Source organism: Paenibacillus sp. ISL-20 (assembly GCF_018613005.1).
Lineage (GTDB): Bacteria > Bacillota > Bacilli > Paenibacillales > Paenibacillaceae > Paenibacillus_AQ.
The window spans coordinates 35,313-49,992 of sequence record NZ_JAGGRD010000009.1 but is presented as its reverse complement, the minus strand read 5'-3'; the positions used below and the strand labels follow the sequence as shown (position 1 = coordinate 49,992).

The window sequence follows — 14,680 nt, the reverse complement described above, 5'->3', positions numbered from 1 at the left end:
TATAGAGGCGTACGTAAAGGAGGCCTGACATGAATCAACAACCATTAAAAATCGGCATTACCTGTTATCCTTCATTAGGCGGGTCGGGCGTGGTGGCGACAGAGCTGGGGAAACTCCTGGCCGAGCAAGGACACCAGGTTCATTTTATTGCTCACAGCATTCCGTTCCGGTTAGGGACTTTCCATAAAAATATTTTTTATCATGAAGTTGAAGTGAACGACTACTATGTGTTTCGATACCCGCCATATGATCTGTCGCTAGCGACAAAGATGGCTCAGGTAGCCAAAATGCAGCAGCTTGATGTGCTGCATGTGCACTATGCGGTGCCGCATGCCGTGTGTGCCTTCCTAGCGAAGCAGATGGTTGGGGATCAGCTGAAGGTCGTCACGACGCTGCATGGAACCGATATTACGGTTCTGGCGCAGGATGAATCGCTGAAGGACTTAATTCGACTCGCTATTAATGAAAGTGATGCGGTTACGGCTGTTTCTCAGGATCTCATCCGAGAAACGCGGGAGCTGCTGGATATAAGCCGGGATATTGACCTTACCTACAATTTTGTGGATCCGCGGGTGTATTATCCACGGGATTCGAAATCGCTGCGTAAAGATTACGCAGATCCGGATGAAAAGATCTTGATGCACATTTCCAACTTCCGACCGGTAAAACGGGTAGCGGACGTGTTGGAAATATTCGCCCAGGTTCAGGAACAGGTGCCGGCGAAACTGCTGCTTGTCGGGGAAGGGCCTGAGCTTCCGAAAATTCAGTGCCGGATCAATGAGCTGGGACTCGCCAGCAAGGTCCATTTTCTAGGCAAGCAAGATGAAATTGCACACGTCATATCGATGGCGGATGTGCTGCTGCTTCCTTCCGAGAAAGAAAGCTTTGGCCTGGTTGCTCTGGAAGCGATGGCCTGTGGAGTGCCTACCGTCGGCTCTACGGCAGGCGGGATTCCCGAGTTGATAACACACGGCGAAACCGGATATTTGGCTCCCATTGGAGACACCTATTCGATGGCTCAGCATGTGCTTGAAATATTAAAGGATGAAGCGCTTAGTGAGCGGCTGCGCAAGGCTTGTTTACATCGTTCCAAGACGATGTTCTGCAATGAATTAATACGGGGCAAGTACGAAGAAATATATTACCGAGTATTGGGACGGGAGGTTAGCGAGCTGAAGCCGGTCTGCGGCTAAGCTCGACCCTCTCGTTGTTTTTCGGATAAAGGAACGGGAAACTATGGCAGATATGTTTAATTCAATACGATGGCGCAACGCGGATCCCGATATGGCCGAGCGGAGTGCGGACGTGATCCGGACTCTGCTTCGGCATGGACATGAAGCGTATTGGGTCGGAGGCTGTGTCCGTGATGAATACATGGGACGCAGGGTCAGTGATATGGATATTACCACCTCCGCCTTGCCGGAAGTCACCTGTTCCGTCTTTCCCAAGGTCATTCCTACAGGAATCAAGCATGGGACCGTGACGGTGCTGATGGAAGGTCAGTCTTTCGAAGTGACGACTTATCGCGTGGAGAGCGGTTATGCAGACCATCGTCATCCAACGGAGGTTGCTTTCGTCAGGGATGTGAAGGAGGATTTGCGACGGCGCGATTTTACGATGAACGCAATGGCTAGGGGGATTGATGGATCCTGGGTGGATCCGTTTGGCGGACGAGCGGATATTGACAGGCAGGTGATCCGCTGCGTGGGCGATGCTCATCTTCGTTTCCGTGAAGACGCCCTGCGCATGGTTCGCTGCATCCGTTTTGCCTCCGTGTTCGGTTTCTCCATCGCGGTGCATACATGGAGAGGGATTCTCTCGGAGAGAGATACCTTAAACTGGATTGCGATGGAGCGCATTCGCAGTGAATTTGAAAAGATATTGACAGGACCGGCCCCTTTACGCGGATTGGAGATGTTTGTCCGCAGCGGCTTGCACGCCCGAATGAAGGCGCCGTTTCCGTATACCGGGCATGACACGCAGGCGATAGAAGCAATGAATCGGATCGAGCCGGAGCAATCTACGATCCGCTGGACGCTGCTGCTGCTTGCCTGCGCCATTTCAGCCCAGGAAGCAGAGGGACTGCTAAGATCGTGGACGTTCTCCAATAAGCAGCGGGAAGCCATCGTTAAGTTGCTGGCGCTTCATGAATCCTATCTGCAAGAGCAGGAAGAGGAAGATACCAAGAGCGCTAGGCTCCAGTGGATTAAGCTGGTTCTTTTCCACGGAGCCGAGGCAGCTCACGGCTGGCTGCATTTGCAGACGGCGTTGAACCAAACGGGAGCGGCGTCTGCCTCACTTAGCGTACTCGAGCAGCTTGACGGTTGGCTCCGGGAACTCCGAATTCGGAGTTTGAAGGATTTGTCCATCACCGGAAACGAACTGCTTGAAGCGCTGGACAAGCGCGGGGGCCCATGGCTAGGCGAACTTCTCGGGCAATTGCTGGAGAAATCGGCAGCAGGTTTAATTAACAACGATAAGGAATCGTTGATTGACGAAGCAAAGCGGGTGGTAATTCATAATGAAGGATTATGATCAAGACAATGCACTTCTGAAAATGTTCCAGGAGCATTCCGGCCAATTTTTGTCCGGAGAAGAGATCAGCCGTAAATTGTCCATCAGCCGGACGGCCGTATGGAAGCAGATCAATAAGCTCCGTCATTTAGGTTATGATTTCGAGGCCGTTCCGCGGCTTGGCTACCGCATGATGGATGAACCGGACAAACTGAGCGTGGAACAACTGACATCGGGGATGACCAGTCAATACTTCGGGAAACCGCTGAAGCTGCTTGACAAAACGACGTCAACTCAGGAAGATGCCCGGCAATTGGCGGAAGAAGGGGCAACCGAAGGCACGCTTGTGATCTCGGAAGAGCAGACGGGCGGCCGCGGGAGAATGGGAAAGAAATTCCACTCCCCCAGAGGCAAAGGCATATGGATGAGCCTGGTGCTCAGACCGAAGCAACCGCTGCATTTAACCCAGCAGCTCACCTTGTTGACAGGCGTAGCGGTATGCCGTGCGATCACGAAGTGCGCCGGTGTGCAGACCGATATCAAATGGCCAAACGACATTCTCTTTCAGGGCAAAAAGGTGTGCGGCATTCTGCTGGAGTCTGCAACAGAAGACGAAAGAGTGCGCTACTGCATTGCCGGTATCGGCATCAGCGCCAATCTGAAAGAGTCGGATTTTCCGGAGGAGCTGCGCGGCGTGGCGACTTCGATTCGCATGGCTGGCGGAGCAACCGTCAATCGGACAGAGCTGATCAAGTCCATCATGGCGGAGATGGAGGTTTTATATGAATTGTACAACGAGCAGGGCTTCGAGCCTATAGCCTCTCTCTGGGAAGCTTTATCCGGCACGGTGGGCAGGGAAGTTCAAGTGCAGACGGCCCGTGACCGTTTTAGCGGGATTGCCACAGGACTCAACCGAGATGGTGCGCTGCTGGTCCGCAATCAGGATGACGAGCTGATCCCCGTATATTCCGGTGAAATTCTTTTTTAATACCAGGTAAATGAAACATGGTGAAATCGTAGTTGGATTTTGTTATACTATGACCAAGAGGCGGTATCGCCATGAGCGAATTGCACTCTACAGCAAGTGGTATTGAACAGCATTATTTTTTTAGAACACCTTCATAACTGTTATGCCGGTTACGTTGGATTCTGCTCTGAGCCGAAAGGACCGAGACAGAAGGGACGATCGCGAGTGACTCTTTTTTGCCTTTCGGACTTTTTAGCAAGTATGTGCTAAAAGGTTTTTTTTATTGTGTCTAACTTATTTACACAAAGGAGGCTGTGTCACAATGGCAGGCAAACAACCACTGAACATCGTGAAGATGAAGAACATGAAGAAGAAGGGTGTACCGATCACCATGCTGACCGCGTACGATTATCCTTCCGCCAAGCTGGCGGAGGAAGCGGATATTGATATGATATTGGTAGGCGATTCCCTCGGCAATGTCGTGCTCGGCTATAACTCCACAATTCCGGTAACGCTGGACGACATGGTATACCATACCCGTGCCGTCGCTCGTGGAGCGGAAGAAACTTTTATCGTAGCGGATATGCCGTTTATGACCTATCACGGAGATATTGATGAAAGTCTGCGTGGGGTGCGGAGATTGATGCAGGAAGGTCATGCGCATGCCGTGAAAATGGAGGGCGGCGAAGAAATCGCCGGCACCGTGAAACGGATCGTACAGTCCGGCGTACCGGTACTGGGTCATATCGGGCTGACGCCTCAGTCGGTGAATCAAATTGGAGGCTACCGGATTCAAGGCAAGGATGCCCAAGACGCTCAGCGGCTCATGAATGATGCAAAGGCACTTGAAGCGGCTGGAGCATTCGCAATTGTATTGGAGCTGGTTACAGAAGAGGCTGCGGCGGAAATATCTAAAGCGCTGAGCATACCGACGATTGGCATCGGAGCGGGTCGTTACTGCGACGGTCAGGTTCTGGTATTCCATGATTTAATCAAATATGCGTCTCCCTATCGGGACAAACGCTTCGTGAAAACATACGCTGATGTAGGCTCCGTCATCCGTGAAGGCATTACGCAGTATGTGAAGGAAGTGAAGGACCGCTCATTCCCGGCAGAGGAGCATGTCTTCAAGGCCGAGAATCATGCAGGTTCAGAAACGACAACAACATTATATGGAAGCAAAAAGGAAAAGGTGGGCACGACATCATGAAAGTGATTCGCACCATTGCGGAATTAAGATCAGAACTTAAGGACCGCCGGGAATCCGGCAGTGGTTCGGTAGGACTTGTGCCTACGATGGGTTATTTGCATGAAGGACACGCCAGCCTGATGCGTAAGGCGCGAGAAATGGCGGGTACGGTGGTTGTCAGTATCTTTGTCAATCCGATTCAATTCGGACCGGGTGAGGATTATGAGACCTATCCCCGGGATGAGGCACGCGATCTGGCGTTGGCGGAATCCGAAGGGGTGAATGTGGTTTTTATTCCCACGGTTCAGGAAATGTATCCCCAGCCGACCAAAACCAAGATCGCTGTATCGGAAATTACGTCTTTGTTGTGCGGGGCCTCCCGTCCCGGGCATTTTGACGGTGTTACCACGGTTGTTAACAAATTGTTTAATATCGTAAAACCTGACTATGCTTTCTTCGGAATGAAGGATGCCCAGCAGGTAGCCGTCATTGAGCAAATGGTTCAAGATTTGAACATGGACGTAACCATCGTGCCTTGTCCGATCATCCGCGAATCTGACGGCCTTGCTCTAAGCTCACGCAACGTGTATTTGAAGCTGGAAGAGCGGGAACAGGCACTTGTGCTGTCGGGCTCTTTGCGGACCGCTCAGGAGATGATCCAGCAGGGACTAGCGACAACGGCAGGAGAGATCCGTGTTCATCTTCGGGAATCTATATCCCAGTCCCCGCTCGCTGATATTGATTATGCAGAATTGCTCACTTTCCCGGAACTTGTTCCCGTGGAAGATTCATATCGCATTGCGGATGAAGGCAGAACCGTCATTATGGCGCTGGCCGTACGATTTGGCCGCACCCGTCTCATTGACAATGCGTTACTTCAACCAAAAGTAGGGGGATCCCATGTTTAGAACAATGATGAAATCCAAAATCCACCGCGCAACGGTGACGGAAGCCAATCTGAACTATGTGGGCAGCATTACCATTGATGAGGATCTAATGGAGGCTGCAGACCTTTTGGAGAATGAAAAAGTTCAAATCGTGAACAATAACAATGGCGCCCGTTTGGAAACGTACGTGATCAAAGGCGAACGCGGCAGTGGCGTGATTTGTCTGAACGGGGCAGCTGCAAGGCTTGTACAGCCTGGCGACAACGTCATTATCATTTCTTATGCCATGATGTCTAAAGAGGAATACGACAATCATACCCCAACGGTTGTGATCGTTGACGAAATGAATAAGCCGGTTAACACGGAATATCGTGAGGTTCACGCCGCGGTTCTCTAAACGGTCTCCTAAGAGCCAAAATGTGTCGGGACCTTAAAGGGATGAAAAGACCGACTTCTACAGAAAATGAGTTCAGGTCGACGCACTGATCTCATTTTTCCGCTAAGGGTGGGATGCAGCTATGTTTCAACATGTATTCGCTGAAATGAACAACATGTTAGATGAAATTGTGAAGCATTACCCTTCTGCTCAAGGTCCCCAAAAACAGGCGCTGGTACAAAACTGGAACATGCTCAAAAGCATGAGCGAGGGCATTATCGAGGAATGGCTCCATTTTGAAGAGAAGATGGCTATCTTCCGCGAGGGTGCCGCCTCACCTCCTGTTTTTCCACCGACCGAAGCGCCGGAACTGCAGCTTGATGCATTCATTCGCGGCCAAGGTTATTACAAGTTGTTGATGTTCCAGCCGGCTATACAGCAATTTGAGGTGGCCGCCACAGTATTTCCGGATAGCCTTCTGATTAAGCTGTATATTGCGATGTCCCATCTTTATTTGGGGCAAACCATACCAGCGTCCGATGTATTGGTGTCCATCCTGCCCATGGCAGACAACAAGAAGATGCGAGCGATGATCTACAACGCGCTTGGATGCATCGAGGTGTTGAACGGACAACAAGGGAAAGCCGAGGAGCATTTTGCACTGGCGATTCACAGCGACCCGACACTTCCTGACCCCATTATCAATTTGGAGGTCTGCAAGCAGAATCGCGGTGAGCTCCAGTACGGCAGCCAATTGATCTCTTTGCTGTAGAAATCAAGCCATTACAAGAAGCGATGCCAGAGCTCATCCCTGAGACTTTGGTATCGCTTTTTGCCGTATGGAGCGGTGGGGGAGAACGCGGGGATTTTTTACCCGGAATGTTCAAAACCCGCAACTTCTGGTATGCTGTTAATTAGTCTGGAGGAAAGGGATTTTATCGAAATGAAATTTGCCGTATTGGATTTTGAAACCACGGGCAACCAGTCAGCAGATGAGATCATTCAGGTTGGACTGGCCATCATCGAAGAGGATCGAAGCATCTCCCGCGTATACGGCACCTATGTCAATCCCGGGATTCCGATCCCTCCTTTTATTACCGGTTTGACCGGCATTTCCGACAGTGATGTAGCGGATGCTCCGTCATTGGAAGAAATGATGATGGAACTCGTGCCCATGCTCGACGATGTCGTATTGGTTGGGCATAATGTCGCTTTTGATTTTAACTTTTTGCAAAATGCACTCGATCGCTGCGGCTATTTACCGTTCAGCGGCCGAATTCTAGATACGATGCACTTCTTAAAAATATGTTTTCCCTCGCTACCCTCTTATCAGCTCGGGATGGTGTCCTCTCATTTCGGCCTAGAGCATGACCGTCCGCATCAGGCGGACAGCGATGCCCTTGCCACAGCCCATGCGCTGCTGAAATGCCTGGAGGAGATCGATGAGCTTCCTCTGCTTACCGTGCAGCGGTTAAGTGACCTGTTTGCGGACGAGGACAGCGACTTGGCCTGGTTCTTTGACGGCATCCGTGCTGACAGGGAACTCCAGGCTGTACAAGCCGGTGACACCCATACGTACTATCGTCAATTCGCCCTGGCCGTTGACGATTGGAACGATATTGCGCCTGTCAGGGATGAGACGGAGCCCAATCCCTTAGCCGATGTGAGCTTCGAGCAATACATGAATGATGTCCGTGAACGCCTGAAGGAAACGCTGCCTCATTACGAGAGCAGGGATGCCCAGGACATGATGTTCCAGGAAGTGATGCAGGCACTCGATAACAATAAACATTTATTAATCGAGGCTGGCACGGGAACAGGCAAATCCCTCGGGTATTTGCTGCCGTCGATTTATCAAAGCGTGAAGCAGGAACAGAAGGTTATGGTGAGCACGCATACAATCAACCTTCAAGAACAGCTGCGTGACCGGGATATTCCCCTGCTCACCCAGGTTGTTCCTTTTCCTTTTAAAGCGGCTATTTTCAAGGGAAGAGGCCATTATTTGTGTTTGAGAAAATTTGAACATAAAATAAATAGAAGAGATTTTCATTCCCCGAAGGAAGATGTGATCACCGCGGCGCAGATGCTGGTCTGGCTGACCCAGACGGAGAACGGGGATGATGAAGAGCTGAACTTTGGCGGTCGCGGAGGGGATTTCTGGGAGACCATCTCCAGCGATTCGGATTCCTGCCTTGGCCGTGCCTGCCCATGGTTCCGCAAATGCTACTATCACAGGGCCAAACATGAAGCGGGCATCGCGGATGTTGTCATTACGAACCATTCGAAGCTGTTCACCGACGTAAAAGCGAATCATCAGCTGCTTCCGAGTTATGAGCGTCTCGTCATTGATGAAGCGCATCATCTGGAGGACGTCGCCGGCAAGCACCTTGGCTTGCAAATGAAATATTTTTCGGTTGTCCATACGCTGACCCGTATGTACAAAGACAGCCGCAGCGGTCAGCTTCCGGCTCTTCGCCAGCTGCTGCAAGCATCATCGCATGAGAAGGCTGTCGAGTGGTCCTCCATCATAGACCGGATTTATCCGGATCTGATCACCGCAAAAGAGAATTGGGACCGGCTCAGCGATCAATTGTTCGGACTGCTTCCGGAACGCGGAGACGCGACTCCAGGGGATGCCGGTCAATTCTCGCTTCGCTTATCGCCTCTGAAGAAGCCGAAGGATTGGGATTCGCTGGCCGAGCTGGAGCATCAAATTCATGTGACGCTAGGCGATGTCGTTCGCAAGGGTGACAAGCTGATCGCCGAAATGAAGGAAGATCTGGACGACTACAGCGCGGACAGTCTGTTAACAGACCTATCGGGTCTGTTTAAGGACCTGGCCGCACACCGCGAGGACCTGAGGTCCTTCATGGCTCTGAATGATGAAGGCACGGTATACTGGATGGAGGCTAACGGGAATTTCCGCGGCAAATCGATGCAGCTTTATGCAGTGCCTGTCGATGTAAGCACCCACTTGAAGGAATTGTTTTTTGACAAGAAACAAAGCGTGATCCTGACATCGGCGACCTTGTCGGTGGATAAATCGTTTCAGTTCATGATCGAGAACTTGGGTCTTCAGGAAGCGGCAGATAGCGGCAACCTGAACACGGTTCTGCTGCCATCCCCGTTTAATTACAGGGAGCAGGCCCTCCTTGTCGTGCCGCGCGATTTTCCGAGCGTGAAGGGCTCGGTCGGGGATGCACTCTTTGTGAATACACTTGTGCAATCATTGGCCGATACGGCAATCGCTACGCATGGCCGCATGCTTGTGCTGTTCACCTCGTACCGCATGCTGCGTCAGGTGCACGAGCCGTTGAAGGAGGCGCTGGCATCCAGCGATATTACGGTACTGGGACAAGGGATGGACGGAACCAGCCGTACCAAGTTAATCCGGAGATTCCAGGATACCAGCGCTTCGGTCCTGCTGGGTACCAGCTCCTTCTGGGAAGGGGTAGACATACCTGGTGAGGCGCTCACTTGCCTTGCGATCGTCCGGCTGCCGTTCCAGCCGCCGAATCATCCCTTGGTCGAAGCCAAGAGCGAATTGCTGCAGCAGCAGAAGAAGAACCCGTTCATGAAGCTTTCGGTTCCGCAAGCGGTCATTCGCTTCAAACAGGGATTTGGCCGACTGGTGCGGACCGCGCAAGATAAGGGGATTGTCATTGTCTACGATACCCGGGTCATTGAATCCTATTACGGGAAATATTTCTTATATTCTTTGCCGGGGCCGAAGATGGAGCATATGCCGACAGAGGGGATCGTTCCCCGAATTTCGGAATGGCTGCAGGAAGAGGCAGGCGTAGAGAACCAAGCTGAATAAAAGTGAAACAATGAACGAAATGATCGGTCACAAAAAAATGTAGTTATTAACCTATTATTTAGGGGGAGCATGAATGAAATCGGAAAAAATTTCGGAAGCCGTGGTCCGCAGATTACCTGTATACTTGCGCTATTTGAATGAGCTTCAGAAAAGGGAGGTTTCCACGGTTTCCTCCCAGGAACTGGGACAAAAACTGGACCTCAACCCTGCTCAAATTCGTAAGGACCTAGCGTATTTCGGTGATTTTGGACGGAAAGGGATCGGATATGACGTATCTTATCTGATCGAGAAAATTCGCCAGATTCTAAAGCTGGACCAGAAGATCAATGTCGCATTGATTGGGGCCGGTAATCTTGGACATGCATTATCGAATTACAATGCATTTCTGAAGGACAATATGAAGATTGTGGCGGTTTTCGATTCGTATTCTCCCAAAGTTGGTATGAAAATTAACAATTTGGTTGTACAGCCGATGGAGGAACTGGAGAAGACGGTTCATGAGTACGGCATTCGTATCGGGATAATCACCGTTCCGGATTTTGAAGCGCAGAATGTAGCCAATCAGCTTATCGCCGCAGGCATCGAGGCTATCCTGAATTTTGCGCCAACCATCCTGAAAGCCCCATCCCATATCCGGATTCATACGGCTGATTTCACTACGGATTTGCAGAGTTTGGCCTATTATTTGGATAACGGTAAGGAGGATGCAGCACATGACGACAACGAAGTGGATGGTTAAGAACGGAACGTTTGCGGTACTAGAGGAAGGAAGATCCGTGTTACGCGGATATATGGTTGTGGAGAATGACCGGATAACCTACCTGGGTGAAGAAGAGCCACCCGTCCAAGAGGGAACAGAAATTATCGACGGAACTCATCTGTTTTTCCTACCTGGGTTGGTGAACACGCACGGACATGCAGCGATGTCGCTGCTCCGCGGTTATGGCGACGATCTGGCACTGCAGGTATGGCTTCAGGAAAAAATGTGGCCTATGGAAGCCAAATTCACGGCCGACGATGTATACTGGGGAACCGCACTCTCCGTGCTGGAGATGATCAAAGGTGGAACCACGACGTTTGTGGATATGTATGATCATATGGATCAGGTTGCTAAGGTTGTGCAGGATTCAGGAATGCGCGGCGTTCTGACACGCGGTGTGATTGGATTATGTCCGCCTGAGGTGCAGCAGCAGAAGCTGGATGAGGCGGTTGCATTCGCGAAAGACTGGCATGGCAAGGCTGACGGGAGAATTACGACGATGATATCGCCGCATGCACCTTATACATGCCCGCCGGATTTCATCGAAAAATTCGTTCAGGCATCCCATGATTTGAATCTGCCTTTGCATACCCATATGTCCGAAACGGAAACGGAAGTAGCTCAGAATGTAAATGACTACGGACTTCGCCCTGTCGCCCATTTGGAGAAGCTTGGCATGTTCTCCCGTCCAACGCTGCTTGCGCATGCCGTCCATCTGACCGATGAAGAAATCGATATCCTGGCCAAGCATCAAGTCATGGTGTCGCATAATCCAGGCAGCAATTTGAAGCTTGCCAGCGGCATTGCACGCGTGCCTGCACTGCTGAAAGCCGGGGTCACCGTGTCATTGGGTACCGATGGACCTGCGAGCAATAATAATCTGGATATGTTTGAAGAGATGCGTCTGGCGGCATTGATTCATAAAGGGATAAGCGGGGATCCAACCGCAATTCCTGCATCTGAAGCGCTTCGGATGGGTACAGAGTATGGAGCTAAGTCAGCCTTCCTTGCGGATATCGGTACGCTTGCGGTAGGTATGAAAGCAGATATGATCGCACTGAATACGGATCAGGCGCACTTTCTTCCGAAGACGGATTACATTTCTCATGCTATCTACTCCGCTAGTGCGAAGGATGTTGAGCATGTATGGGTTGACGGTAAGCAGGTAGTGAAGAATGGCGCGAGTCTTACTCTCGATGAGGAACGTATCCGCCGGGAAGCGCAGCGTGCCTTTGAGCGTCTTACAACCCTCTAGGGAATAATCAAGGGGAGCGAGGAAGACGGATTTGAAGAAAAAAACGAAGTGGATATTGCTGAGTGTGTCCAGCGTGCTGCTGTTACTGCTTGGTCTACAGCTCTATTATTCATATGTTATGAAAGATACTTGGAATGAAGAAAGAATGGCAATTGTTGCCGCCAAACAGCATGGCCAATTGGTTACGTCCGGGAAGACCTATAAATCGGTGTGGGGCGAGGATAATAACTATTGGGTGGTAAGCGGGAAGGATCAGGACAATCAAGATCGTATGGTATGGGTGAAATTTACGGATGACAACGTACCTGTTGAAGGTGCTGAGGCTGTCCAGTCCGTTTTATTGAATACGGGGATATCAGAAGCCCAGATGCGGGATCAGATCTATAACGAATTGCCTGGCGTGGAAATTAAGAGGTTGCTGCCTGGAATGTATGAGGGCGAGTATGCATGGCAGCTGCAGTATGAACACAACGGTCAGCGCGGGTATCGGTTTTATCGTTTTCAAGATGGTAACACCATCGGGAATGACATTATTCTTCCAAATCAATAAAAATGTAGTAAGAGGAGAGGCGCCCTTTAATATTCATAGGGTGCCTCTCTTTTCTTTTAGTAATTGTAAGCGCATTCAGAAAGAATATGGAAAAACTGTTCTAAATATTTTCACAGACATGCATGAAAAAGTATATAAGATGTGATATACTCGTACATGTACAAAAAGAGCATACAAAATACATGCATCGCAATATATCGTTCTTATATGTATTATTGTGTTACAGAATGATAGACAAAATTTTATATAGGAAATGAAGGAGGAACTTCATGAAACTACGCATTGTACCTATCATGCTGACTGTCGTGATCTCAGCATCGGTTCTCTTTGGCGGATGGTTTCTGTATCGGCAGATGGCTTTGCAGAACCCTTTGGCCAATGTTGTGTCACAATATGACGGCGTGAAGGATTCTCATATAGATATTAAACAGAATACCGTTACTTTGAATCTTGATTTGGCTCCGGATACGAATTTACAAGGCTTGGTTCAGCATATTAAGAAGGAAGGCAAGTCTGTGATTGGCCAGCGGGAATTGAAAATCCAGGTCGAGGACCATTCCTCGGAAGCACTGGATCAATGGTGGGAGAAGGCGATGCTGTCAGTCGCTGAAGCGATGGACAATAAGCAGTATACCGATATTCAATCATCGCTCGAGCAGCTTGCTGATCAGTCGCCGAATTTGAAAGCAAAGGCAACGATTGATGACACCCATGTCTATGTCAGCTTGTCAGACGGCAAGTCTGGTAAATTTATAATCTTGCCGCGTCAACCTGGCAACATGGAGGTGTGGAATCATGCCTAAATTAGCTAAAGAAGTCATGTTAGGCTTTATTCCCGTTTTGTTGGTATTCCTTGTGTTTGTCGGCGTGAACATCGTGCCCTTGCTCATCGCTGCAGCACTTGTAGGCGGCTTGTTGTTTATTGCTAAGATGAAGGGCGGCATCGCTGTAGGCGCAGGGAATGAGCGGAAACGGAAAAAGAGCGGACCTGCCAAGCTGACGTTCGAAGAAATCGGCGGGCAGGATAATGCCAAGCAAGAGCTGCGAGAAGCATTGGATTTTCTAATTCGTCATGAAGACATTAAGAAATTCGGCATTCGCCCGCTAAAAGGCATTCTCCTCACCGGGCCTCCGGGAACAGGGAAGACGTTGATGGCTAAAGCCGCTGCCCATTACACGGATTCGATTTTTGTCGCTGCATCCGGCAGTGAATTTGTTGAGATGTATGTCGGTGTTGGTGCAGGGCGCATCCGGGATTTGTTCAAGGATGCCCGGAACCGTGCGGCAAAAGAAAACAAGCAAAACGCCATCATCTTCATCGATGAGGTCGATGTTATTGGCGGTAAACGCGAAGGCGGCCAGCAGCGAGAATATGACCAGACGCTCAATCAACTGCTAACCGAGATGGATGGCATCTATTCGCAGGATACGCCTCGCATTCTGGTTATCGCCGCAACAAACCGGAAGGAAATGCTGGATAGCGCACTGCTGCGTCCAGGGCGATTCGACCGTCATATTCAGGTGGATCTGCCGGATAAGAAGGGGCGCACCCATATCTTGAATCTGCATGCAGGTAATAAGCCGCTGCATGAAGATGTTGACCTGGGGAAAATCGCCGAGGAAGCGTACGGCTTCTCGGGTGCACAGCTTGAGAGCGTCATGAATGAAGCGGCCATTTATACGATGCGTGAGAATGAGCAGTTTATCCGTCATCGTCATTTGTCCATGGCGATTGACAAGGTCATGATGGGTGAGCGTTCTGATCGCGAATCGAATTTGGAAGAGAAGAAGCGCGTTGCCATCCATGAATTGGGACATGCTATCATGGCAGAGCTTGTGCGTCCCGGCAGTGTGAAACAAGTTGCCCTCAGCCCGCGTGGTAAGGCACTCGGTTATGTTCGTCATAACCCGCAGGAGGAACAATATCTGTACACAAAATCCTTCCTGGAAGAGCAAATTATGATCGCGCTTGGCGGTGCGGCCGCCGAAGAGATCTTTTACGGGGGGCGAAGCACAGGTTCAAGCAATGACTTTGAGCAATCGCTGAACATCGTGGAGACGATGATGAAGTCGGGTTTGACGTCGCTGGGTATTGTTAACATGAATATGGTAACAACTGAAGAGTTAATGAAAGAGAATAATGTGATTTTGGAAGAGTTAATGAACCGCACTAAGAATCTCTTGGGACAAAAACGGCCAATATTCGACAATTCTCTTGATATCCTTTTAAAGGAAGAAATCCTCTCTGGGGAACAATTTCGTTGTCAATTTCGTGAAAACGCGCTTTTACCAGCATAAATTGTTATGCTGGTTATTTTTTTTTACTTTTTTGTCGTGCTAAGATATTATTATACTTTGTGCT

Annotated in this window: 13 protein-coding genes; all 13 read left to right on the top strand. The window is 50.0% G+C overall.

The genetic code is table 11. The annotated features are described in order from the left end of the window. Positions 1–29: 29 nt before the first annotated feature. The 13 genes from bshA to J7E85_RS05535 all read left to right on the top strand — a co-directional run bounded on the left by bshA (position 30) and on the right by J7E85_RS05535 (position 14,616). A complete protein-coding gene (gene bshA, locus J7E85_RS05595; RefSeq protein WP_215155869.1) occupies positions 30–1,193 on the top strand; it encodes an N-acetyl-alpha-D-glucosaminyl L-malate synthase BshA in 1,164 nt (387 codons plus the stop codon). Positions 1,194–1,236: 43 nt separating this feature from the next. Then, positions 1,237–2,535 (top strand): CCA tRNA nucleotidyltransferase, encoded by a 1,299-nt coding sequence (locus tag J7E85_RS05590; protein ID WP_215155867.1) that lies wholly within the window; start codon positions 1,237–1,239, stop codon positions 2,533–2,535. Continuing rightward, complete coding sequence (locus J7E85_RS05585; protein ID WP_215155865.1) at positions 2,522–3,502, top strand: biotin--[acetyl-CoA-carboxylase] ligase; 981 nt, start codon at positions 2,522–2,524, stop codon at positions 3,500–3,502. The genes J7E85_RS05590 and J7E85_RS05585 overlap by 14 nt, the downstream gene beginning before the upstream one ends. A gap of 301 nt (positions 3,503–3,803) precedes the next feature. Next, positions 3,804–4,691: a 3-methyl-2-oxobutanoate hydroxymethyltransferase gene (gene panB / locus J7E85_RS05580; RefSeq protein WP_098743047.1), complete on the top strand. Its 888-nt coding sequence runs from the start codon at positions 3,804–3,806 to the stop codon at positions 4,689–4,691. Then, positions 4,688–5,578: a pantoate--beta-alanine ligase gene (panC, locus tag J7E85_RS05575; RefSeq protein ID WP_215155863.1), complete on the top strand. Its 891-nt coding sequence runs from the start codon at positions 4,688–4,690 to the stop codon at positions 5,576–5,578. The genes panB and panC overlap by 4 nt, the downstream gene beginning before the upstream one ends. Beyond that, positions 5,571–5,954 (top strand): aspartate 1-decarboxylase, encoded by a 384-nt coding sequence (gene panD, locus J7E85_RS05570; RefSeq protein WP_076320996.1) that lies wholly within the window; start codon positions 5,571–5,573, stop codon positions 5,952–5,954. The genes panC and panD overlap by 8 nt, the downstream gene beginning before the upstream one ends. A 145-nt stretch (positions 5,955–6,099) precedes the next feature. Continuing rightward, positions 6,100–6,705, top strand: a complete 606-nt coding sequence (locus J7E85_RS05565) for a hypothetical protein (RefSeq protein WP_251035496.1) — start codon at positions 6,100–6,102, stop codon at positions 6,703–6,705. A gap of 171 nt (positions 6,706–6,876) precedes the next feature. Continuing rightward, positions 6,877–9,753 (top strand): ATP-dependent DNA helicase DinG, encoded by a 2,877-nt coding sequence (gene dinG, locus J7E85_RS05560; RefSeq protein ID WP_215156233.1) that lies wholly within the window; start codon positions 6,877–6,879, stop codon positions 9,751–9,753. A 73-nt stretch (positions 9,754–9,826) separates the two neighbouring features. Then, positions 9,827–10,492 (top strand): redox-sensing transcriptional repressor Rex, encoded by a 666-nt coding sequence (locus J7E85_RS05555; RefSeq protein WP_076320998.1) that lies wholly within the window; start codon positions 9,827–9,829, stop codon positions 10,490–10,492. Next, positions 10,467–11,768, top strand: coding sequence for an amidohydrolase (locus J7E85_RS05550; RefSeq protein WP_215155859.1), 1,302 nt, complete (start codon positions 10,467–10,469; stop codon positions 11,766–11,768). The genes J7E85_RS05555 and J7E85_RS05550 overlap by 26 nt, the downstream gene beginning before the upstream one ends. 31 nt (positions 11,769–11,799) lie before the next feature. Continuing rightward, entirely contained in the window at positions 11,800–12,318 is a 519-nt protein-coding gene (locus J7E85_RS05545) for a cell wall elongation regulator TseB-like domain-containing protein (protein WP_215155852.1), read from the top strand. Between the two features lie 269 nt (positions 12,319–12,587). Then, on the top strand, positions 12,588–13,121 hold the full coding sequence (locus J7E85_RS05540) for a hypothetical protein (protein WP_215155850.1): 534 nt from the start codon (positions 12,588–12,590) through the stop codon (positions 13,119–13,121). Continuing rightward, positions 13,114–14,616, top strand: a complete 1,503-nt coding sequence (locus J7E85_RS05535; protein ID WP_215155848.1) for an AAA family ATPase — start codon at positions 13,114–13,116, stop codon at positions 14,614–14,616. The genes J7E85_RS05540 and J7E85_RS05535 overlap by 8 nt, the downstream gene beginning before the upstream one ends. Positions 14,617–14,680 lie beyond the last annotated feature (64 nt).